The sequence below is a fragment of the Streptomyces sp. JLSY215 genome, from assembly GCF_059682825.1.
This window is the reverse complement of sequence record NZ_CM185022.1, coordinates 7,164,597-7,186,651: the sequence shown is the minus strand read 5'-3', so window position 1 is coordinate 7,186,651 and position 22,055 is coordinate 7,164,597. Positions and strand designations below refer to the sequence as shown.

22 protein-coding genes and 1 pseudogene are annotated in these 22,055 nt (G+C 66.0%); 7 read left to right on the top strand and 16 right to left on the bottom strand.

Translation table 11 applies throughout. The features are described from left to right. Window positions 1–37: 37 nt before the first annotated feature. Window positions 38–961, top strand: coding sequence for a YihY/virulence factor BrkB family protein (locus AC5677_RS31880; protein ID WP_497191335.1), 924 nt, complete (start codon window positions 38–40; stop codon window positions 959–961). Window positions 962–975: 14 nt separating this feature from the next. Here the strand turns inward: AC5677_RS31880 and AC5677_RS31875 are convergent, their stop codons facing one another. Continuing rightward, window positions 976–1,287 carry a 4a-hydroxytetrahydrobiopterin dehydratase gene (locus AC5677_RS31875; RefSeq protein ID WP_497196834.1) on the bottom strand — a complete coding sequence of 104 codons (312 nt, stop codon included), beginning with the start codon at window positions 1,285–1,287 and terminating at the stop codon, window positions 976–978. A gap of 153 nt (window positions 1,288–1,440) precedes the next feature. Here AC5677_RS31875 and AC5677_RS31870 point away from each other — a divergent pair, with 153 nt between their 5' ends. After that, window positions 1,441–2,253: a helix-turn-helix domain-containing protein gene (locus AC5677_RS31870; RefSeq protein ID WP_497191334.1), complete on the top strand. Its 813-nt coding sequence runs from the start codon at window positions 1,441–1,443 to the stop codon at window positions 2,251–2,253. Between the two features lie 15 nt (window positions 2,254–2,268). Here the strand turns inward: AC5677_RS31870 and AC5677_RS31865 are convergent, their stop codons facing one another. The 12 genes and pseudogenes from AC5677_RS31865 to AC5677_RS31810 form a co-directional block, all read right to left on the bottom strand. Then, window positions 2,269–2,706: a nuclear transport factor 2 family protein gene (locus AC5677_RS31865; RefSeq protein ID WP_497191333.1), complete on the bottom strand. Its 438-nt coding sequence runs from the start codon at window positions 2,704–2,706 to the stop codon at window positions 2,269–2,271. 218 nt (window positions 2,707–2,924) lie between these two features. Continuing rightward, entirely contained in the window at window positions 2,925–4,115 is a 1,191-nt protein-coding gene (locus AC5677_RS31860) for a site-specific integrase (RefSeq protein ID WP_497191332.1), read from the bottom strand. Between the two features lie 71 nt (window positions 4,116–4,186). Next, entirely contained in the window at window positions 4,187–4,543 is a 357-nt protein-coding gene (locus AC5677_RS31855; RefSeq protein WP_497191331.1) for a helix-turn-helix domain-containing protein, read from the bottom strand. Between the two features lie 31 nt (window positions 4,544–4,574). Then, the gene (locus tag AC5677_RS31850; RefSeq protein ID WP_497191330.1) at window positions 4,575–5,822 is read right to left on the bottom strand and encodes a DUF3631 domain-containing protein; all 1,248 of its coding nucleotides are present in this window, start codon (window positions 5,820–5,822) and stop codon (window positions 4,575–4,577) included. Beyond that, window positions 5,819–6,181, bottom strand: coding sequence for a hypothetical protein (locus AC5677_RS31845; RefSeq protein WP_497191329.1), 363 nt, complete (start codon window positions 6,179–6,181; stop codon window positions 5,819–5,821). The genes AC5677_RS31850 and AC5677_RS31845 overlap by 4 nt, the downstream gene beginning before the upstream one ends. Beyond that, window positions 6,178–6,423, bottom strand: coding sequence for a hypothetical protein (locus AC5677_RS31840; RefSeq protein WP_497196954.1), 246 nt, complete (start codon window positions 6,421–6,423; stop codon window positions 6,178–6,180). The genes AC5677_RS31845 and AC5677_RS31840 overlap by 4 nt, the downstream gene beginning before the upstream one ends. Window positions 6,424–6,468: 45 nt before the next feature. Further along, window positions 6,469–6,971: pseudogene (locus tag AC5677_RS31835) on the bottom strand (bifunctional DNA primase/polymerase); the annotation flags it as partial. A gap of 86 nt (window positions 6,972–7,057) precedes the next feature. Then, window positions 7,058–7,957, bottom strand: a complete 900-nt coding sequence (gene ssb, locus AC5677_RS31830; RefSeq protein WP_497191328.1) for a single-stranded DNA-binding protein — start codon at window positions 7,955–7,957, stop codon at window positions 7,058–7,060. A 25-nt stretch (window positions 7,958–7,982) separates the two neighbouring features. Further along, window positions 7,983–8,297 (bottom strand): hypothetical protein, encoded by a 315-nt coding sequence (locus AC5677_RS31825; RefSeq protein ID WP_497191327.1) that lies wholly within the window; start codon window positions 8,295–8,297, stop codon window positions 7,983–7,985. Between the two features lie 229 nt (window positions 8,298–8,526). Next, complete coding sequence (locus AC5677_RS31820; RefSeq protein WP_497191326.1) at window positions 8,527–10,209, bottom strand: hypothetical protein; 1,683 nt, start codon at window positions 10,207–10,209, stop codon at window positions 8,527–8,529. Window positions 10,210–10,278: 69 nt separating this feature from the next. After that, a complete protein-coding gene (locus tag AC5677_RS31815) occupies window positions 10,279–10,800 on the bottom strand; it encodes a hypothetical protein (protein WP_497191325.1) in 522 nt (173 codons plus the stop codon). Window positions 10,801–11,023: 223 nt separating this feature from the next. Further along, complete coding sequence (locus AC5677_RS31810; RefSeq protein ID WP_497191324.1) at window positions 11,024–12,757, bottom strand: hypothetical protein; 1,734 nt, start codon at window positions 12,755–12,757, stop codon at window positions 11,024–11,026. Window positions 12,758–13,353: 596 nt separating this feature from the next. On the opposite strand from AC5677_RS31810, the gene AC5677_RS31805 reads away from it, so the two are divergent. Beyond that, complete coding sequence (locus tag AC5677_RS31805) at window positions 13,354–13,638, top strand: hypothetical protein (protein WP_497191323.1); 285 nt, start codon at window positions 13,354–13,356, stop codon at window positions 13,636–13,638. A 448-nt stretch (window positions 13,639–14,086) separates the two neighbouring features. Here the strand turns inward: AC5677_RS31805 and AC5677_RS31800 are convergent, their stop codons facing one another. Further along, on the bottom strand, window positions 14,087–15,592 hold the full coding sequence (locus AC5677_RS31800; protein ID WP_497191322.1) for a DNA sulfur modification protein DndB: 1,506 nt from the start codon (window positions 15,590–15,592) through the stop codon (window positions 14,087–14,089). Next, window positions 15,589–16,095 carry a hypothetical protein gene (locus AC5677_RS31795; protein ID WP_497191321.1) on the bottom strand — a complete coding sequence of 169 codons (507 nt, stop codon included), beginning with the start codon at window positions 16,093–16,095 and terminating at the stop codon, window positions 15,589–15,591. Before AC5677_RS31795 ends, AC5677_RS31800 begins: the two co-directional genes overlap by 4 nt. Window positions 16,096–16,955: 860 nt before the next feature. On the opposite strand from AC5677_RS31795, the gene AC5677_RS31790 reads away from it, so the two are divergent. Further along, window positions 16,956–17,303 carry a hypothetical protein gene (locus AC5677_RS31790; RefSeq protein ID WP_497191320.1) on the top strand — a complete coding sequence of 116 codons (348 nt, stop codon included), beginning with the start codon at window positions 16,956–16,958 and terminating at the stop codon, window positions 17,301–17,303. Between the two features lie 593 nt (window positions 17,304–17,896). Here AC5677_RS31790 and AC5677_RS31785 read toward each other — a convergent pair. Further along, a complete protein-coding gene (locus tag AC5677_RS31785) occupies window positions 17,897–18,574 on the bottom strand; it encodes a GAP family protein (protein ID WP_497191319.1) in 678 nt (225 codons plus the stop codon). Between the two features lie 308 nt (window positions 18,575–18,882). Between AC5677_RS31785 and AC5677_RS31780 the strand changes: the two genes are divergently transcribed. From AC5677_RS31780 to AC5677_RS31770, 3 genes are read left to right on the top strand one after another with little or no spacing between them, the layout of a single operon-like run. Next, entirely contained in the window at window positions 18,883–19,419 is a 537-nt protein-coding gene (locus AC5677_RS31780) for a hypothetical protein (RefSeq protein ID WP_497191318.1), read from the top strand. A gap of 55 nt (window positions 19,420–19,474) precedes the next feature. Continuing rightward, window positions 19,475–20,827 (top strand): Dyp-type peroxidase, encoded by a 1,353-nt coding sequence (locus tag AC5677_RS31775; RefSeq protein ID WP_497191317.1) that lies wholly within the window; start codon window positions 19,475–19,477, stop codon window positions 20,825–20,827. 55 nt (window positions 20,828–20,882) lie between these two features. Then, complete coding sequence (locus tag AC5677_RS31770) at window positions 20,883–22,013, top strand: catalase family protein (RefSeq protein WP_497191316.1); 1,131 nt, start codon at window positions 20,883–20,885, stop codon at window positions 22,011–22,013. Window positions 22,014–22,055: the final 42 nt, after the last annotated feature.

Below are 22,055 nucleotides of genomic sequence, written 5' to 3'. Positions count from 1 at the left end.
CGCGCGCGGACACGGATCGCGACAACGGGAGGCCGCCGTGTGCGCTGAGGCCGCGCCGCCCGTCACCTCCCCGCCGCCCGCCGACGCACCGGCCCGCACGGCGCTGCCGACCTGGGCCCAGTGCCGGACCGCGCTGCGCCGCACCCCGGTCGCCGTCTGGCACGACGACGTCACGGACTGGGCGGCCAGCCTGACGTACTACTCGGTGCTGGCGCTGCTCCCGTCGATCATCGTCACCGTGTCGCTGATCGGTCTCGCCGACCCGGCGGCCACCGTGCAGCTCATCAACCAGATCAGCGATATCGCCCCGGCCGGCTCCGGTACGGCGGTGCGCCATGCACTGATCGTCATGGCCCATCAGCGCACCGCCGCCTGGGTCGTGGTGGGCGGCGCGCTGGTCAGCGCGCTGTGGTCCTCGTGCAGCTATCTCGCGGTGTTCCGCCGGGCGCTGCACGCCATGCACCGGACGAAGGACGACCGGCCGCCGTGGCGCAAGGCACCGCGCATCCTGGCGACCGCGCTGCTGCTCATGGCGTTGCTGATCAGCAGTGCGGTGGCGCTGCTGGTGAGCGGCCCGATCGCGCGCGCCCTCGGCCGGACGCTCGGGCTGGGCGAGGCGGGCGAGGCCACCTGGAACCTGCTGAAGTGGCCCCTGCTGTTGCTGCTGGCCGCCGTGCTGGCGATGGTGCTGTTCCGCTCCGGTCCCCCGACGTCACGCGGTGTGCGGCGGGCGGCCCCCGGCGGGATAGTGGCGGTCATGCTGTGGCTGGTGTCCTCGGCGGGCTTCTCGGCCTATGTGTCGTACGTCGGGACGTTCAACCGGCTCTACGGCTCGCTCGCGGGCCCGCTGGTGTTCCTGATCTGGTTGTGGTTCTCGCATCTGTCGCTGCTGTCCGGCGCCCAGTTCAATGTGGAGCTGGTCCGCGCGGGCCGCTATGTGAAGGTGCCCAAGCACACCTGATCGCGGCGTGGGGCTCAGCGGGCGCCGTGGGCGGCGGCGATCGCCTCGATGCGCCGTGCGAGACCGAAGTCGAGGCGGGTGATCCGGCCGCCGATGCTGTGGGTGTTCACCGCGACGGTCAGCCGGTTGTAGCCGAGCTTCAGATCGGCGTGGTGGCCCAGCTCCTCCTGGATCTGGGCGATATGGATGACCATCACGGCGGCCGGCAGATGGCCGTCGAAGGCGTAGCGGCGGTGCAGCAGCTCCCCCTCGACGGACCAGCCGGGCAGCTCCGCGAGGCGGTCCTCGATCTCCTGCTCGCCGAGCGGTTCCACCTGGGCACTCATCTCGCTCACCTCTTCACCGTGGGTACTGCCGCGTCTCCACCGGGCAGTTCCAGCGTGGCACGGTGGTGGCCCGACGCGACTCATACCGACGGGTAGCACCTGATGTCGGGTCCTCGCCGGGCCGGCCGGCGCGGGTCGGCTACCGTCCCTCCCATGACGACTGCCGCGATACTCCCTCCGAAGACCACGGGGGTGGGGACGCTCCTGCGCGAATGGCGCGACCGCCGCAAGATAAGCCAGCTGGACCTCGCCCTGCGCGCCGACTCCTCCGCCCGGCACATCAGCTTCATCGAGACCGGCCGCTCCCGCCCCAGCCAGGAGATGGTGCTGCGGCTCGCCGACCACCTCGACGTCCCCGTACGGGAGCGCAACGCCCTGCTGATCGCGGCGGGTTACGCGCCGACCTTCCCGGAGACCCCGTTGGACGATCCCTCGATGGCGGCCCTGCGCACGGGCATGGAACGGCTGCTGACCGGCTACGAGCCGTTCCCCGCGCTGGTGGTGGACGGGATGTACAACGTCCAGGCCGCGAACCGGGGAATCACCATGCTGCTGGCGGGCATTGACGAATCCCTGCTGCGGCAGCCGCTCAACGCCATGCGGATCACGCTGCATCCGGGTGGCCTGGCGCCCCGCATCCGCAACTTCCTGGAGTGGCGGGGGCATCTCTTCGCCCAGATGGAACGGCAGTTGGCGCTGATGCGGTCCGCGCCGCTGCGGGCGCTCTACGACGAGGTACGGGAATATCCGCTGCCCGCCGGCGGACGGGAGGTGGCGTCCTTCGGTGAACATCCGCCGTTCGCGCTGCCCATGATGATCGAGCACGAGGGCAGTGTGCTGTCCTTCATCTCCACCATCGCCACCTTCAACACCCCGATGGATGTGACCGTCTCCGAGCTGGCGGTGGAGACATTCCTCCCCGCCGACCCGGAGACGCTCGCCCTGCTGCGCGCATCGGCTCCCTGACGGGACGCCTTCGCGTCATGCCGCCGAGGACGGCACCCGGTCCAGAAACCCGCACACCGACCGGATGCGGCCGTCCTCGGCCAGCCGCACCACGTCGAACCCGGCGACCGGCGCCGCCCCGTCCGCCGCGGCGACCAGTTCCCATCCGAACCGCGCCAGGTCGTGGTGCCCGTCCACGGCGCCCAGCGGCTGGAAGGAGAACCCGGGGAACTGCGCCTGGGCACCGGCGATCAGGGCCGCGAGCCCGTCATGGCCGGCGACGTCGGCCAGCGGGTCGGTGTAGGTCGCGTCGTCCGTGAACGCGGCGGCGACCGCCTTCTCGATGGCCGCTTCGCCGGTGGCGTTCCAGGCGGCGAGGTACCGGGCGACGGCGGCCGCGTAACGGTCGTTCGCCTCCTGGCCGGGCTGGTCCTGCTGGTTCTGCTGGTCCTGCTGCTGAAGCTGAGTGGTCATGTCGCCACGCTCCTCGGTGAGGTTCCGTCGTTGTCGGATACCGGTTCACCGGCCGGAGTGCGCCGGCCCGTGAACCGATGCCCTCACTCTGTCGAACGGCGGAGCGGGGGTCGATTACGTGCCAGGTAATGGAGCAATGGGCTTTCATCGCAGGTCACACGGTCGGTGCTCAACACATCCCCTCTGGCGGGAGCCAAAGCGGGAGCCACTCTGGCGAGTTACCTGTCCGTCGACGGCCCACAGCCCCCGTCATGGTCTGCCTTAAAGATGGCATCCATCGCTTCCGCCCCCTCCGCAATGACCGGGCGGATCTGCTTGCGATAGACCTGCTCGGTGGTGGCTGTGCCGCTGTGCCCGACCAGCCGGGCGATGACCTCGATCGGCACCCCGACGGCCGACAGGAGCGAAACGAAGCTGGTTCGAAGCTCGCGAGTCGTCCAATCCTGAGGGTTGTTGAACCCCGCCTCCTTCAGCAGAGACCTCAGGTTCTTTCGAACGTTCGTCGAGCTTCTCTGCTCTCCTGCGGGACCAGGGAACACCAGACCATCCCCGGTCCACTCGACGCCAGATTCTCGGAATTCATCGCGTTGGCGCTTTCGGTAGGCCCGCATTACGGTCGTAGCCTGCTGAGGCATGGTGAGCGAGCGTCGACTCAACCTTGTTTTCGTTTCCCCCTCTCGGCGCACAGATCGCCATACGTCAACGTGGGGCCGCTCATCTTCATCGACATCCATATGAATGTCAGCCCAAGTGAGCACCCTCTCTTCTTCTGTCCGAACCCCGACGAGCAAGGCCAAGACCACGTAGGCATGAATCCAACTCCCTTGCCTGGCCGAAAGCACCGCCTGCGCCTGCTCTAGGTTGAGAGACTTACTCGGCCGACCAACCTGCCCGTCAGGAAGGTCTACGAACTCAGCGACATTCAGAGCAACTCTCCTATTCCGTTGCGCATGAGAAATCGAGCGAAACAGAATCCATCGAATTCGCTTGAGGGTTTCACGCGAGAGGCTCTCTGCCTTGCCATCCAGCCACTCGTCTACGTCGTCTGCCTGCAGCTCGCGAAGCTTCGCCTTGCCCAGCGCGGGGATCACATGATTCTTCGCCAGGCTCTTGTAGGCCTTGATGCTAGATTCCTCCCTCCCCTTCATCCCCCGGGAAAGCCAATCATTCACAGCCTGCTCTACGGTATACGTGGGCGACGACTTCACCCCTTCTTCAAGCTCTTTCCTGAGCTCCCTGAGCTTTCGGCGGACCTCAGTCTTAGTCTTCCCTGACACCTTCGGCCGATTCCTCCTGCCGGCGGGTGTATAGCCGAGAGAAATCGCCCCGATGTAGCGATTCTTGGACTTATCCCAGTAGATGGAATCCTCACCGTTTCCCGCCCGGCTGCGCTTCTCTTCTTCGTTCATGTAGCTGTCTCCTTCAGACGCGAAACGAGGCCATGCCCGGGATGGGCATGGCCTCGTTTGGGATCGTGCTGTCAGTCGGAAGCTTCGGATTCGCGCATCAGCAGCGCGACGTAGTCGTCTATGTACTGGAGCGGAACGAGTCGGCGCCGGCCGATGCGGACGGTGCGGAGTCGACCAAGCCTGATCTCCTCGAATGCCGTTGAGCGTCCAACCCCGCACAGCTCTGCCGCGACCTCGATGCTGTAGAGGCGCGGCTGTGCGCCATGGACCGTCAAGGTGGCGGCCATGAGCTCCTCCTTGGTGAGAGCCTCGGGGGCTGCACCCCCTTCTCTGGGATCCGCAACATCCGCCACGCCGCAACATTGCAGGTCAGCGGCTTGCTTTTGTGGCGGATAGCGGTTGTGTTGCGGATAGGTGCCGCCGCGCATCGCCGCAGCGGCACCTGTTGAGTGCGGTCGGTCAGCCGACGCTGCGAAGTTGGGACGTGTCGGATTCCACGAACATGTGGCGGCTCCCAGAAGGGCCTTCCGCCACAGATTCACCCCCGCTGACCTGCGGTGTTGCGGACGTTGCGGATGTTGCGGACTTCTCAAGGGGAGGGGGGCAGTAGCGGGTCCAGGCGTCGATCAGGTCTTCCGCGTAGTAGCCCTTCGGAGTGCCGCTGCCGACCCGGACGCCGCGGGGCCGGATCGGGGTGTTGTCGGGCCGGACGTACTGGCCCAGGAGCCTGGACAGGCCGCGCGCGGTGAGCGGCTTGCTGTTCTGGCCGTCGTCGCTGAGGTCCGCCCACGGGGCGTCATCGAGTCCGAGGAGGACTTCGAGGATGGCGGCGGTTGGCATGCGGTCGGCGCCGCAGAACACCTTGTCGCGAAGGTCGGTCAGCAGGCGGACTCCGAGGGATGCTTCGTCACCTTCCTGCGCGGCCTTGATGAGGGCGATGCAGGCGGCGCGGGCGCGCTCGGGCCAGTGGCCACCCGCCGCGTCGGCGACGGCGAGGAGCGGCTCCCACACGTCGGCGGGCCGGTCGGTGACGCCCTCGGGCATCTCCGGCCACGCCTCTGCAATCTGGTCATGGATGGTGGCGGTCCACTCTGCGAGCTGGTCGCGCAGGGCGTGGCCCTGCTTCTCGTGGACGCGCCGCCGGTACGGTTCGGCCTTCTCGTTGGGGGCCTTCTTGCGCATGCGGATGATGATCGAGCGGGTCAGGATCGTGTCGGGCAGTGAGCCGAGCCCGGCCATGGCGACCGCGCAGAACGAGGAGAACCATTCCGCGTTCTGGCTGGACCCGTCGCCGACGCAGCGCAGGGACTTGGCGCCGCGCCGGTAACCGGAGTTGAGGAAGCCACGGACTTCCTCGTTGCCGCCGGCCTTCGGGCCGAAGACGGTGTCGATCTCGTCGAAGAGGAGGGTCGGCGTGCCTGCGTCGGCCTCCACGAGCCGAAACAGGGCGTTGGCGGAGGCATTGACGGTGGTCGCGGCGCGCGGGGTGAGCGTTTCCACGATCTCCAGAGCGCGGGACTTGCCGGACCCGGGTTCCGGGGAGAGGAAGGCGAGGCGGGCGGTGCCGTCGAGCGCGTCGATGAGGTGGGCGTGGGCGTCCCACAGGGCGACAGCGACGTAGGCGGCTTCCGTGGGGAAGACGTTGAAGCGGCGGTGGAAGGCTTCGACTTCGTCCAGGAGAGCGGCGCCGTCGATCGTCTCGGTCATGCGGCTTTCCTTGTCTCGTCGGCGCCGGGGTGGCGCCAGGGGCAGGTGATGCGGTGGGCGTGGTGGTCCTCGATCAGGGCGAGGACCCTGCTGTGTCCGACAGCGCTGCGGTCGCGTCCGCACAGGCACTTCGAGGTGGCGGTGGGGATGGCTCTGCGGCCGGGCGCGGTGATGTGCAGCCAGGCGATCGGGTGGCGACCGTCGCCGGTCGGGTGTGGGTCAGAGCGAAGAGAGGACGCCCTTCGGGCGGCGACTTTCGGCGCGCCACTGCCGACTGTGGCCGGGGTCGCCTCGGCGGAGCCGGGGCGGTCGGTGGCGGGGAGGCTCTTAATGGGGGCAGGGCCAGCGGGGGTGGTCATGCTGCCCGAGCCTCCTCGACCTCGTCCCGGGCGAGGTCGCCGCTGGCCACGAACCGCCCCAGTGCTCGGGCGGCCCGAGTCAGCGCCCAGTTCCGCAAACCCTCCGCCGCGCCTTCGACGGCAACGGTCTCGTTGCGGAGTGCGGCCGTGGCGAACGCGGAAGCATCCCGGGCCACCGGCACCGCGACCGGCGCCGGTCGGCTGGGCGGGGCGAGCAACACATGCAGCCAGTCGGGCAGCACGGCCAGGGGGGTGGTGGGGTTGAGAGGGGTGTAGGGGCGTCCGCCGACGGTGGTACCAGGGGCGACGACGTAGCCGCCCCACGCCCGGGTATCGATGGCCGGGCCCAGCTCCTGCTGGCTGTTGCGCAGTCGGGCTCCGACGGGGCCTGGAAGTACAGGTGCTTGCCTCCGCTGCCGGTCCGCACCGTGAAGGTGTCCGGGAGCAGCTGGCCGGTGCGCTCGCGGAGCGCCTGGAAGGTCGCCGCGCCGTCAGGCGCGTCCTTCTTGTGTGTCTTCGCGACGTCCAGGTCGATGACGACCAGGCCGGAGGGGCCGGTCGCGATGCCGATGCCGTACTCCCCCTCGCCCCAGCAGCGGTGGATGAGGGCCAGGTCGGTGGTCGCGCGCTGTTCGGGGGTGAGGTGGCCCTCCTGGCAGCGGCCGGTGCCAGGGCACCGGTCTTCCCGGTGGCCGGCGGGGCGCTTGTCGTCGAGTCGGAGGGGGAAGATGCGCCAGCCGCGTCCGGCCGCATCGAGTGCGGCTCGCAGGATGAGGGCAAATTGGGTCATGCTGAGAGCTCCAGTTCTCTCGTGAGGGCTGGTAGCCGGGGCGACCGCGTGACTTTGGCGAGACGCAGCGGTCGCCCCGGGCTTGATCAGAACGGCGTGGCCTCCCCACCGCCGGTGCCGGGACCGGGGTCGGCGTTCCAGACATCACCGCCGTTGGCTGGCTTGCCTCCGCTGTTGCGCGGGCCAGACTTGGTGACGGAGGCGGTGGCGAACGTCAGGCTCGGGCCGATGTCGTCGACTTCCATCAGGAGCATCGAGCGGTTCTCGCCCTGGTCGGTCTGCCAGTCGAGCTGCCGCAGGCGACCGGAGACGATCACGCGCATTCCCTTGGTCAGGGACTCCGTGACGTGCTCGGCCAGGTGCCGCCCGGCCGAGCAGCGCATGAACATGCTGGTGCCGTCGCGGTACTGGCCGGACTCCCGGTCGTAGGAGCGCGGTGTGGAGGCGACGGTGAATTTCGCCATCGCCGCCCCGGACGCGGTGAACTTCAGCTCCGGGTCCGAGGTGAGGTTGCCGGTGATCGTGATCGGGGTTTCTCCCATGGCCATGGGGTGTCTCCTTCTTGATTCAGCGGTTGTGGTGGTAAGTGGCGAGCTTGGCGTCGAAGCCGTCGTCGTCCCCGGTGTCGCGGTAGCGGCCGTACGGTCCGCCCTGGGGCCGGGGATCTTGGCGACGACCGTGCGGGCTTCGGCGACCATCTCTTCGGGGGTGGGCAGCACGCCGCAGAAGAGGTCGACGACCCAGTCCAGGCCGTTGTGCGGGACGGAGTCGGCGTCGCCCCAGCCGACCATCCAGCCCCTGTCTTCCCTCCACAGGAGGTTGACCTCGGTGTCGTCGCCGTAGGCGGGGGCGGTGATCTGGCGGGCGAATTCGATGTAGGCGTCGCGGGGGTCGTTTTCGTCGGCGTTCCAGTCGGCGACGGTCAGGCCGGCCGCGTCGAGCGCATCGGTGATGGCCTCGATGTACGGGCCGTGCGAGACGTACACGGGTTCTCCTCGGTGGTGTGGGTGGTCAGGACTGGAGGGCGGTTGTCATGGCCCACAGGGCGGTAAGTGCGGTGAGGGTGAGCCAGGCCAAGGCGTCGGCCCACAGGCGCCGTCCCATGCCATTTGGGTCGGGTATGTAGGCGTAGGCGTCGGCGAGGCGGGCCTGTAGCGCGGCGATGAGGCCGAGGTCGGCGTACCAGCGGCCCCGGCGGTCGACCTCGCCGTGGATTTCGTCGTCGGGGTAGTGGCCGCCGTGGAGGGCTGCGCGGTGGCCGGTGCTCTCTGCCTTCAGCTCGGCGCGGGTCCGGCAGACGGGGCACCGGTAGAGGTATCTGCGCATGGTCACGTCCTTGGTGGGAGCAGAGCTCAGGCCCTCCCTGGCGGTGCCGGGGAGGGCCTGATCGGGGCATGAACGGGGGGTTCGGCAGGTTGATTGGATTGATTGGTTTTCGCAGGTCACCATCGGTTTGGTGATTGGTCGGCCATCAGCTCCTGATTGGTGTTGATGGCCGATCGCCGGCCGATCAGAAGCTGATGGCCAGCCGATCGGGAGCCGATACCCGAAGGGATCAGGCGGAGGCCTCGATGGCGTCCTGGAGGGCGGTCAGGCGGTAGCCGCGGGGCTGGCCGTCGAGTTCCTTGAGCCGCTCGGAGGGGAGGTCCACTCCGGCGTCGCGCAGGGCGCGTCTGAGGGCCTTGCCGAGTTCGCGGAGGCGGCTGAGGTCGTCGCGGTCGTCCCACGCGCCCCACTGGGCCGGGTCGGCGGCCTTCAGGTGGGTGTGGATCTGGTCCATGGTCAGGAAGTCCGGGTCTTCTTCCTTGGTGAAGGCGTCCCGCAGGCGCTGCAGGATCTGAGGAATGTCCCGCTCGGTCGTTCCCGTGCTGGTGGCAGCGCAGAGCTTTTGCAGGGCGCGCCATTGGTTGAGGAGTCCGGCGTCGGTGAGGGTGTGGGTGAGGTCGACGAGTCCTGCGGTGCGTCGTTCGGCGGCGACGCGGGCGGCGTGGCCGGGGGTGATTTCGCGGATCTGGTAGCGCATGGACTTGTTGGGCATGCCTGGCAGTCCGTGGGCGTAGATCTGTCCTGCGTCGTTGGGCTGGGTGTGGGTGGCGGCTTGGAGGAGGTCGGCGCGGTAGCCCTCGGCGACGGCGCCGGCGCCGAGCAGCTCGGTGATGTCCACGCGTCGGCAGGCGCCGAGGAGTTTGGCGGACAGCTTGGGGCCGATAGCTTCGCCGAGGTAGTCGTTGGTGCCGTACTGGGAACCGGCGTAGACCCAGATGGCTTCCTTGCGGCCCAGAAGCAGCAGGCGGACCAGGAGCTTTTTCGCCTTCTCCGACAGCTGCGGCCACTCGTCCACGAACGTGCAGACTGCGGGGTGTTCGCGGGAGACGCGCCACTTGTTGCCCCAGCCGTAGCGGGCGCGCTGACGGGCGCGAGCCGAGCACCAGGCCAGCAGAAACTCCAGGACGGCGCAGATCACGTCGTCATCCATGCAGGCGCTCAAGGTGAGGGCCTGGTCCAGGTCGCCGATACCAGTGCCGGCCGGGTCGAGGTTGAGGGTGGCGGCGTCGTAGCAGGCCGTCGTCACCTCGCCCATGGCGAGCATCACGCCGGATTTGCCGCCGCCAGAGTCAGCCACCATCACCAGCATCAGCCCGGCCAGGGTGAAGGTAAGCGGTGTCGCGTCCATCGCGACGCCGTACTCGGCCAGGTCGGTGATCGACATCGACAGCGGAGCCCGGTAGGGGGCGGGGCCGACCAGTTCGGGGGTGAAGGGGTCGGTGAGGATCATCCGGACGGTGCAGGTGTCGCCGCTCTCGGGATCGGTCTCCACCAGCAGCCCGTCGCGGCGGAGCTTGAGCAGCGTGATCAGCCGCCGGTAGGTACCGGTCTCGGCGAGCTCTTCCGGGCTACCGGACGCGAAGACCACGCGGGCCGTCCAGCCCCACGGCTCACACACCACACCGGTGATCTCCTCGATGTCGCAGCCCTGCGCCACCAGCGCGCGCCGCAGTGCCTCCTTTGCGTCCTCCCGGCTGGTGACGTCGCGGATCGGGAACGGCTTGACCTCCTCCTGGAGGGCTTCGCTGTCCGTGTCGACGACTGGTGTGTTGGGCTTCTCCAGCTCTCGGGGGCCGACCAAGTCGGCGGGCAGCGCGCGCTGTATGAGGGCGAGGGGGTGGCGACCGAGCCACCAGGCGGCCCCGGACAGCACGGGGAGGGCCACCAGGCCCGCGGTCGGTGCGGCGAGCACGATGGCGAGGGCTGCGGAGCCTGTCGGGAGCAGTACGCCGGCGAACCTGCCCAGGGCCCGTACGGTGCGCTAGCGGCGGATCTGCCCGCGAGTGGGCTGGACGGCGGCGATGTCAAAGGGGATGTGTGCCAGGGCGGCGCCGGCGGTGCGCCGGAGCTTCAATTCGGTGCCGAGGTCCTTCAAACGGCGCCCCTCTTCGACGGTGAGGCCGAAGTCGATGGCGTCGCGGGTCAGCTTCTGGGCCTTCTTGCCCAGGCGGTTGATGTCGGCGGTGACGTCCTGGCGCTGGTCGAGGTAGGTGTCCAGGTGGCGTTTGACCATGCGGCGCCGGATCTCCTCGTCGGACATGTAGGCGAGGGTCGTCCAGTGGGCGGTGGCCGCCCAGGCATGGCGCATCCCCGGAAGGGTTCGTCCGGCGATGGCGCGCAGGGCGGCGGCCGCGTACCGGGCGGCGCGTGTGGCTGAGGGACCGCGGCTGGTGGGCTTGTCTTCGTGACTGTGCTGGGGGCCGGGGTCTTCGTCGTCGAGGATCTCGGCCCATACGTATTCGCCTTCGTAGGGGGCGACTTCGGTGGTGCGGTGGGTGCTCATGGCTCCTCCGTCGGCGGTCCGGGCTGGGGCGGCCCGCCACACCCCGGCTGCAGGGGGGGTCATTCGTCCAGTTGGGCGCTCCACCTGGACGCCATGAACCACGCCCGCTCCACATGCGTGTGGGTCGACGGCGGACGGGATGGGAGTTGGGGAGAGTGGTGGGCTGAGGAGATAATCCCTCCCCAAGCACTGGCAGTGAATTAGCTGGCCATCCTCGCGACAATTAAATGCGCCCCTGCCGCTGTTTCCTCTTACCCTTGATCGCGTAAGATGCTCGCGCATACTCCTGCCATTTCTGCAGGTCCGGCATCTCCAACTCCTGACCAAGCAGCTTCGACTTCAATTCCGGCAGAGTCATGATCGACACATCCGGCGCGTCTCGCTGAATAGTCACCTCATCCTCTTCGGTGAGCAAAAATGGCGTCGCGATGCAGAGCACTCCGCTCATTCCAGCGAAAGATTCGACGTCAAATCCATTATCTGCACCGTGAGCACGCAGCATGCATAGATCTCCCTGGAGTTTCAGGCTAGCTTTCACCACGTCTTTACTTTTATTTCGACGCGCCGCAAACTCTCCCATATCCAAGGAGGTGCCCATTTGCCAACTTTTACAACTTACGATTAGCAGTTGATCCGATCGACTTCCCACGGCGTCTACGTCCGTGAAAACCTTCCCGTGAGCCTTGAGCTTTTTAGATATCAATCCACGAGCGCCGCCAGTCGGACGCCATGGCGTTTCATCTATAGCCCCTTGCACCCACTCCTCCCAATGCTTGCCGCGATATCCGCTAATGGATCCGCCACCTGCCGTCACATGCGCGATAAGCGCCTCAATTCGCAGAGTAACCGAAATTAGATCAATGCAGAAGAAATCCTTTCCCGCTCGTATCGCGGGCCCCCAGTAGCGGTCAGTGCGCCCGAGTTCCAGGCGCGTCAAAAAATCAAGCGCACCCTTCACAGTGATAGGAGTAATCGAACTTGGGAAGATCGAACCACCCCATTCGTTTGCCTCCTGGCAGACTCGCGCCAAGTAGCTTTCCAGTATCGAACTCGAGTGCATAGTGAGCCCGCCCTCGTGCAGGACTCGCCAAAGTTTTGCCTCCACACCGAGGTCAATCCAAGCGACCCTCAGTAATGAACACAGTAGGCGGAGCCCATGGACTGCTTCGCTCCGAACATCCTCCCAAGGGATATCTGATAGCGACTCGTTAATGTAGATAAGATTGAGAACGAACGGGACGCATTCGTCAGCCGGATGCTCTTTCAGAGAATCCGGCGTCATAGACAGTTCCGGCATAAAGAGAGAAACGAGCGCTCGGGACCAATCGTCGCGATTGGGCTCGAACCTCTTTAGGTAGACTCCACCCAAACGTGCAGCCCCCAACTTGACGTCATTGAGGCGCAATTGGTCCTCGTACCTTTCAAATACGGCTCTCAACCTTTCAGACATTTCGAGCCGGAAGACATTATCACTGTCCGGCATCAAGGTGGCTCCAGCGTTCACGCACCACAAAGCGAGGACGATCTCCTCAACCCTAATGCAAGTAACTGCCAACCGCAGACTGCGAGCCATTTGCGAATCACCGAATGCAGGGGTCACGGGAAGCCGGGCGTCCGATTTTTGACTCAAAGAGCTTACCCGTTCCGTGTATCCACGGTTGCGTCCGTAGTTCCTACTTGCGCAATCGAATACTGCAGGCGACAGTTGCCTCAAGTAGAAAATCCACCAATGACTGGGGTAGCTCTGTGCTTGCCTGTGAGCTTCCGTCTCAAGAGTTTCGAGTTGCCGCTTCAGATAAGCTGCCGCATCAACGCCACTGATCTCGCTTGGCAATTCCTCAAGGAAGCCATTAACATTCCTGCAATGCCTACGCGCCGTATCAATCCACATTTGGCGAGACGCAACACGCGTTAGCAGAGTCCGATTGCTCGCGTAATCCGCATATTCGCTACTCATGTGTGCATGTTAGCGACCAACCAGTTTCCCGGTCTACCAAATAGCACTTTTGGGCTGCCCGACAAGATCACGCAGTGACAGGGACTACTCGGCGCAGAGCGTTCGGCGCGGCGAAACCGACTGGATCTTCACTCGCGTTCAGGAACGACGCTTCGATGCCTCATGCGGACTGGGCAACCTCACTCACCATGTTCCGCGTGTGAGCCGAAGGCGCATAGTCGTACAGCACCGAAGTACCGCAACCACAGCAACCGGCCCCGCCCTGGAGTACCCGGAGGGAACCGGAAGTCGACTGGTCTGACCGCTGCTGACCGATCCGCATTGAGCTACGGGTCAGAAGGCATAGCCTGTTGAGCGGTGACGTCGTCCGCGCGGCAAAGGGCGCGGCCCGGAGTGCGACAAGGGCCAGCTGCTTCACCACCACAAGGCCGTGCCACACTCGTGCCAGAACGGCCGGGGACTCACGGGGACTCGGCGGCAACAACGGTGTAGACTCAGGGCCTTACTCCAAGCCACGTCTTCGCTGCTCACGTTGCCAACCGCCCAACCTCGCTCCTAAAGCAGTGGTGCACAATGGCTGGTGAGACCATCTGGGAGTGACAGACGCCCAACTGCCCCCGCAGTGGACTCTTCAGCGGATCCGTGACGTGTCCGGGGATCAAGAGGCTGTCGCCCTGGACACCGATCGGGCGGTGAACTGGGTGGCTGGCCCTGGAGCCCACGAGATCCTGCGCCCAGAGATCGTTCTCGGGTTCCACGGCCTGTGCCTCGTGAAGCCCGTCCATAACGACGACTGGTACATGGGCAGTCTGTACGACGACGGCAGCATCGATTGTTGGGAAGCCTATGGCGACCTGTACGAAGCGCTACGTGGTCTCTAGGAGCTCTGCGCCACTACCTCGGAAGCTAGGCACACTGAGTGTCTAACTGCGTGACAACCGCAACGCACAACCGCGAACAACCGTGGACGTCAGCGGACCATCAGCCCAGGTGACAGAGGCAGGAGCCCAGGGACAGCGAACGTCCCAAGTTGCTTCGGGACAAAGAGGTCACCAGGTCAAAATGGTGTTGTCATCACGCGGGGATGCTGACGCCTGATAGCAGATGGGCCCTCAGTTGCGAAAGGTCTGCAACTGAGGGCCCATCTGTGAGTTAGTCGCCCTCTCCGCCAAGTCGCGGTGGTTCTCCGTGCCCCAGGGGCGTGAGGCTGTTCCTGGCGGGTTCCACCAGTTGATCCAAGGCGGGATCCGCAGCGCCGGCCCTCAGGTACAGCAAGGCTGTGAGCTAAGGACCGACGGCCACCAAATCAGCGCGACCGGAGTGTGGGATCTAGTTGATGGGCTCGGCTTCGCTGCTAGTGAGCTCGGTCCAGGTGTCGGAAAGGATCTTGTTCTCGACCTGGCCGATGTGCGCCGGCGTGTTCGAGGCTGCCGCTGCGACGACGGTCTCCCCAGTGCTCTTCAGCTTCACCGTCTTCTTGGTGCCGTTTTTCTCCTGCAGGCAGCCTGTGATCCGAATCCAGTGGCGGCGGTCACGCCGCCAGTCGATGGCAGCCAGACGCTGCTTGAACTCGTCAAAGGACACCGTCGGAGCAGGCACCGACTGTTCCGCAATGATTTCGGTGAACCTCTTCACCAACTGCTCAGTCGTGTCGTCTCCGGTTGCAGTCTCCTTCTGCATCGCGTCCATGATCGGCCCCAGTTTGTCACGCCGCACTTGGTTGTAGGCCAACGCGAGGGCCTTGAGGGCGAATGCCCATCCATGGACGTACAGTCGTCGGTAGGTGTCGGCCTGCTTGGTGTCGCTCCAGGCGACGCCGAATTGACCTTCCAACGTTTGCAGGAACTCGCGGCAGTACGGCAATACCGCCTCGATATGGTGGTGCTTGATGTGCTCGCGCTTGCGGTTGCCGTGAGAGATCACATTGAGCAGTATCTGCTCGAGCGTCGATGCGTCGACGATGTTCTGCACCGCAGTGAGCGTGGCTCCCGTACTACGGCCATCTGCGACGCGATCCTCGAAGATAGTGCCCTTGACTGCCTGGTTGCGCAGCTTGGCCAGGGCGGACGAGGTGTCGAAGGTCGCCACCAAATTGGTGTTCTTCTTCGTGCCGCGTCCATTGCGATCTGCGAAACTCTGGGCCGCCGCGTCGACGTCAACCTTCAGTTCGACCTCAAGCGTCACGAAGAAGGTGTCAAGTGCACCGCTCTGAAGTGCGAGACGATTCTGCGCTGCTTCGAACAGGGCTGCGGTCTGGGTCTGCCCGTCAGCCTGCATGATGGGCCGCTTGGGCAGGTAGATCTCGCCGTAGATGGCTGCCGGGTTCGCTTCATCGAACGCGACAAAAATGGGCTGAGGGTCTTCCTCGAACTCCTCAACTGACTGCCAACCGGTGACGGTAGGCAGGTATGCAACCCGCTCACCGCGGACGGCCTCCAAGATGTACCGACTGAAGTCACCACGGTTGCTGGCCTTCGCGCCCTTGAAATCGCTCTGCGTCTTGAGGTGGGCGGCCTTCATCCCGTTGGCCTCATAGTCGACAGCGCGTGGCGGATCGGAAGGGTTGTACTTCACGAGGTCCGTAAATTGCTGCAGGCTGGGATGGACTGTGACGCAGATGCGGTATCCCTCCACCGCACCTTTCAGGCACAGCGTGCCGCGGATAGCGTGCCGCTTCTCCCTCTCGTGCTGGAAGCGGTAGCGATGCTGCTCGAAGTTCTCTCGCGCCTCCGCGTCAGAGCTGACACGAAGGATGCGCAGACCTCCGTACGTCGCGTCCTCGGGGATGTCCTCGGTGTTGATCAGCTTCTGCTGACTGATGAACGGCGTACTCATGACGTCTCCTGCTGGTAGGGCTCGGCGCCAGTCGAGGCAAACAGCCCCGACTGGCCCGGAATCACGGGAAGCGATGCGGGTTCTGCAGAGGCCGGGATGCCACCTGCGTGGGCAAGGACGGGCGACAGAGTGACTAGCTCGATCGAAAGGTTCATCCGCTCAACGGTGTACGCGAGTTCAGGTTGAAAATCGAACGCTGCGATGACGCCACGGATCAAACAGTCGTTGCCGGAGGCTTCTTCAGCACGGCGCGCCATGGCCACGTAGACCAGGATCTGCCCAAGTGCCTCGTAACTCGCACTGATCTTGAACTCCCACAGGCGAGTGACGTCGCTCCGATCGATCGTGCGCATGTCCGCACGCACGGCCGTGCCCTCGTAACTGTTCTCACGGGCGATAAGCAACTCACCCGGACGGTGTTGGGCGAGTTCCGAAGCGTAGTAGTCCCGAACTCTGCACTCGCGCTCGTGAAGCGCTAAACGATCTCGCGTCATCGCGTCCAACTCTCATGTCTGCCAACTCACACCTCGGAGAGGCTATGTGATACCTCGTAAACTCGCAAGTGCATCTCGGAGATGTGTGCATGGGCTGCCGAGACGACCGCGTGCACGCACGCCAGACTCATCAGAGCGTGGAAGGCGTTGGTACCAATCGCGCCTGAGGAGATGCGACAACCTCACGCCGGTGGGGGCCGGAGTCGTGTTGGCTCCGGGGGCGCTTCGCCCGACTGTCGTCGGCTGAAGTTCAAACGGGGCATGCCGAGTTCAGTCGAGCGGACCCAGGAGCTCCCAGAGCAGGCTTATCTGCACGCTGAGTTGACCGACTCTTCGGTAACTGGATGGCGTCTCGTTAGCGTTGAGGAGCCACACCACGGCATGCCACGGTGCGGCCTCTCCTGTCCTCTGATGCACAAGCAGCAGGGATGAGCGAGCGTCGCCGTCATCTCAACCTGCGGGGGTGCCCCGGCACCTGCGCGTAACGATCGAGAGGTACCTCAACTTGTCCGTGTCTCTGTCGGCCTCGCCCGCCTTCCGCGCGTCCTGGCCGCTGTCGTCGGCGTCGCAGGCCGGAACTACTGGTTCCTGCTGTGCCCTCGTGACGGGTGGTACGTCGCACGGCCTGACCTGACTGTCAGCGTCAGGCCGTGGACTACCTGTGGACAGGGTGATCTCAATAGGCGCCCTCAGGTCTTCTGAACTGCGTCTTTTCGTGAGTCAGAAGCCCCCTCCGGAGCCATGTGCGATCCAAGCCGCTCCGCTAGGTCGGTCTGTTCGGCATACTCAGGCGCCTGGACCGCGAGTGCAGGGGGTGGGCGATGTACGGCCGGAGCAATGAGACATGGGATCAATTGGCCAGTGCTGGCTTGAAGTTCCTCACTGAGCGGGCACAGCTCCGCAAGGTCACGACCTACACGGAGATGAATTCTGTGCTGGCCCGGCGGACCGGACTTCCTGGCTTCGACTTCGAGCAGGCGGACGAGCGGGCAGCGATGGGCCACCTACTCGGACTGATAGTGGAGCGGAACTACCCAGAGAGCAGACTCATGATCTCCGCCCTGGTCCACTACCTCGGCGCAAACGACGCTGGGCTTGGATTCTACACACTCGCGCAGCAGCTCGGCCTGCTTCCAAAGGGCTCCTCCGCAACGGCGAAGCTCGAGTTCTGGATTGGGCAGGTCAACTCACTCCACGAGCTCCATGCCCCGTCGTAGCCGCCTGGATGAAGCCGTCTCTCATGGCCCTTGAGTGCCGGAACGAGGCGGTCAAGGAGGAGCTGGAGCCGCCGCAGGCGGGACCCTGATGTGCCGGCAGCATCCCGTCCCCCTGACATCCACAGGTGACATCAGCAGCCGTGGACGGCGGCGGTCGGCGGCGGCTTGGCGTGGCATGGTCAGCTGACGGGTTCCAGGCGTGAGAGGGATGCCGACCGAACTCCTAACTCGGTTCGCGCTTCGGCAAGGTTACGGCCCACCGGGGCACCGCCGGCGGCCCATGTGCCTTCTGAGGACCGCCGGCGGTGCCCCACACAAGACCAGGTAGCGCAGATCGCGAACAGGCCCATGGGGGCTTCCCTACGGCTGCCTGGGAGCCACGGAGAAGTGGTCGGGAGCCAAGGGGGAGCCACCGGAGGCACATCCTGGCGGACTGACGTGGACGGTCATGGACTGCTGACAGAGCAACCCCAGCCGCCGATGCCCGATTCCACCCCGCCTGCCTGTGCCCCCGCTTAGCCCTTCCTTACGTGCCAGGTAATGACCTGCACAGCAGCCACGGTTCGCACCACACGGCGACGCGAGCAGGCCCGTCAGGAGATGAGGGCGGCGATGCCGTCTCCGAGCAGTTTCAGCCCGAGGACGAAGAACAGGACCGCCATCACGGCGACGTTGTGCTGGGCTGCCCAGTCTTTCCAGTTGCCGAGCCTGGTCCTGGCTCGCTCTCCCCCGAGCAGGAAAACTCCCAGTGGGGCCAGCAGGCCGAGGGTGGCGACCAGGACGAAGACCGCCAGAGAGGCGATCTGCTGCCCTGCCGGCAGGCCGGCCGAGCCGATCGTGGCGCCCGCGGCGATGGTCAGCGGGGCGTTCTTGGCGTTGAGCGCGGCCAGGGCCACTCCGAGGGCGAAGACCTTGACCGGCGTGAGGCGGTCGATCGCGCTCATCCACTTCGGCAGCCGGGCCTGCGAGGGATCCTTGGGGCGGCGGTGCCATTGCCGGGCGCCGAAGAGGACGAGGAACAGGCCCAGGGCGAGCTTGAGGGCGCCCACCCAGGTGGCCGGGTGGTTGTGGGTGGAGGCACCTGCGGGGGAAGCGATCGCCAGCATCACCGCGCCCAGTGCCGAGAGTCCCAGGATCCAGCCGACGGTGAAGAGGACTCCGTTGAGACGTCCACGAGGCGTGGCGAGGATGAGGATGACGGCGATGATCGGCAGCGGGCTGACCGCGACGGCGGCCGCGAAGCCCAGTACGTCACCGAGAACTGCGCCCATGATTGCCTCCGTATGGGGTCCATCTTCCTGCGCCCGGCCGGATCTGTCCTCGGGAGCTTCTCGGGGCGGGGGGGATCATGCTGGACGCCCGCGGTGCCGGAGTCGCCCGGGGCTCCGCCTCGGGTGAGCACAATGCCCAGGGCGCCCGGGATGCGGGGCAGTACGTCCGCCGTGAGGATTGATGTGTGGGGGCGATGGCGTCCCATGTTCGGGCACTTGGCGACCCTCGCGTCGATCTGTGGCAGGAGGACCTCGCGATGGCTGCGACAGGTGCAACCCAGCCGGCTCACCCTGAGCACCCGGGCAGGATGGATGGGGTCAGTAACGAGTTCACCGTTTTCACCAAGATCAAGCCGGGCGAGGCCGATGCGTTGCGTGAGGATCTCACCTGGCTCAGCGACGCGTCGAATGACGAGAATGTCCATGCGGCGCTGCGCCAGATCGGCACGCTGCATGACGCACGGCACGTCATTTTCGACAACGACACCAGGTTCATGTTCGCCAGCGTCTTCGACGGCTCCTGGGACACCTACATCGACGACTTCGCCAAGACGGTAGTCGGGGCCCGCTTCGACAAGGTCTTCTCACACAGCGAGGGGTTCCCCGGCATCAAAGATCCAGGGGTCAAGGACTGGTTCCTCGCCCACCAGGAGCCCGCGGGGGTCTTCGTCAGCGCCTACCCCGACCTGACCGTTCAGCAGATCTACAAGGACCACCGCGTGGACGACGCCTTCCAGGAGGTGCTGGACACCGCCGAATTCCGGGCGATGCTGGACAACCCGGCCAACGCGGACCTGGTGGCCACGTCCTCCTTCCAGAAGCTGATGGAGGAGGCCTCGGCCTAGCACCCGGACACACCCGGCTGTCCGGGCAGAGACCGATGTGGAGGCACAAGCGATCATGAACACGGCGGACAGCGGCAGTGCGGCCGGGGTGAGCGTCGAGATCGACGACGTCCAGAGCGGGGCCCTGCGTCCGAGGCCCGTGCCGTACGAGGGAAAGTTCGTCTTCCTGCGCGTCGATGACCGCCACGCCGGGCGCGCCCTGCTGCGGCGGCTGCTCCCGGTGACCTCGGGTGGTCTGCCGAGTGCGGAACGGAGTCAGGATGCCTGGGTCGCTGTGGCGTTCACCTTTCAGGGGCTGACGGCCCTGGGGGTGCCCCAGGAGTCGCTGGACAGCTTTCCGCGCGCGTTTCGGGAGGGCATGGCCGCTCGGGCGGAGCTGATCGGCGACGTGGGTGAGAGTGCACCGGCCCACTGGGAGGCACCGTTCGGAACCGGCGATGTCCACATCGCCTTGAGCGCCCTCTCCTCCGACACGGGAGAGCTGGACAAGGAGCTGGAGCGGGCCCGTGCCGCCTACGAGGACACGCCCGGTGTCCAGGTGATCTGGCAGCAGGACGTCCACCAGCTCCCGACCGGGCGCACCACCTTCGGCTTCCGCGACGGCATCAGCCATCCGAACATCGAGGGCGTCGGGCTGCCCGGATCCAACCCGCAGGAAGCCCCCATCAAGGCCGGTGAGTTCCTCCTCGGCTACCCCGACGAAACCGGCAATCTGCCGCCCATGCCCAGCCCCGATGTGCTGGGGCGGAACGGGACGTACGTGGCCGTTCGCAAGATCCACACCAATGTGGCGGCCTGGCGCCGGTACCTGCGCGCGAACAGCTCCGGCGCCGAGGAGGAGGCACTCCTGGCGGCGAAGATGGTCGGGCGCTGGCCGAGCGGCGCACCGCTGACGCTGACACCGGAGCACGACGACCCGGAGCTGGCGGCCGATCCGCACCGCGTCAACAACTTCCTGTACCGGGAGAACGACGACCGGGGGTACCGGTGCCCCGCCGGTGCGCACATCCGCCGTACCAACCCCCGCGATGCCACCATCATCGGCGACGCGCGGATGCACCGCCTCATCCGCCGCGGCACCACCTACGGCCCCCCGCTGCCCGAGGGCGTGCTGGAGGACGACGGCGCCGAGCGGGGCCTGGTCGGAGCGTTCATCGGGGCCCATCTGGAGCGGCAGTTCGAGTTCATCAAGGCCGAGTGGGTCAACGACGGCAACTTCATCGGCTACCCCGGCGAGAAGGACCCGGTGGCCGGGCATCACGGCGGAACCGGCAGCGTCACCATCCCGGAGAAGCCGGTCCGGCGTCGCCTGCGGAACCTGCCCAGCTTCGTGATCACCCGCGGCGGCGAGTACTGCTTCCTGCCGGGTCTGCGTGCCCTGCGCTGGCTCGCCGAACTGGAGGACTGACCGCGATTCCCGCCCCTTGAGGTCCCCTCACGCTCTCCGAGGAGAGGTCGAAGTCATGGCAGCACAGTTCGTCCGCTACACGCCTGACGTCGAAGACGACGACCCGGACTTCGACCGCAACGTGCAGACGGTGATCGAAAAGACCGAGAGCTACATCGCCGAGTCGGTCACGGCCGGCGGCACCGGACGGGCCCTGCGCGACGCCCACGCCAAGGGCTACGGCCTGGTCCGGGGGGAGGTGGAGATCCTGGACGGGCTGCCCCCTGAGTACGCCCAAGGCATCTACGCGACTCCGGGAACCCACGATGCGCTCATCCGCTTCTCCAACGGCTCCCCGCACGCCGGAGCCGACGCACGACTGGGCGCCGCCACCGGACTGGCGCTGAAGATGTTCGACATCCCCGGCCCGACCCTGCTGGACGACGAACCGGACACGGGCACATTCGACTACGCCAACATCAACGGACCGGTCTTCTTCTGCAACACGGTCGAGCACTACCTGTTCATCCAGGAACTGTTCCTGGACGCGCCGGCCTACTTCTCCAAGGGCCGACCCGGCGCGCATCGCTTCTTCACCGAATTCGTGACCGGAAAGGGAACGCTGGAGCAGGGCAACTGGGCGTGGGACGAGTTCCTGGCCTTCCTGCGGCTGTCGAAGATCCCTCCGGCGAACCTGCTGCTGTCGAGCTACTGGACGATGGGCGCGGTCCGGCACGGGGACTACATCGCCAAGGTGCGCATCACCCCCGACCCGTCCTCCGCCGCCGCGGTGGTCCGGCGCACCCTCGACCCGGCCTCTGCGGCAGAGGTCTTCCGACCGGCCCTGCAGGCCGAGTTGCAGGAGCGGCCCTACGCCTTCGACATCCAGGTCCAGCTCTGCACCGACCTGGAGCGCATGCCGGTGCAGGACACCACCGTGGAGTGGCCCGAGCAGCTCTCGCCGTCCGTCACCGTGGCCAGGCTGCGGCTGCCGCGGCAGGACATCTCCGAGCCGGAGAACCTGGAGAAGATGGACGCACTGTCCTTCACGCCCTGGCGGGTCACCGCCGAGCACGCACCCCTGGGCAACATCATGCGGGCCCGCAAGGAGGTCTACCGGCGGTCCTCCATCGAGCGCCACAGGCTCAACCAGCAGCCGCGCACGGAGCCGCGCAGCGCCGACGACGTACTCGGCCCGGCCTCATGAGGCCGACCGATGCAACGGCAGGCGCCCACCCCGATCGCCGTC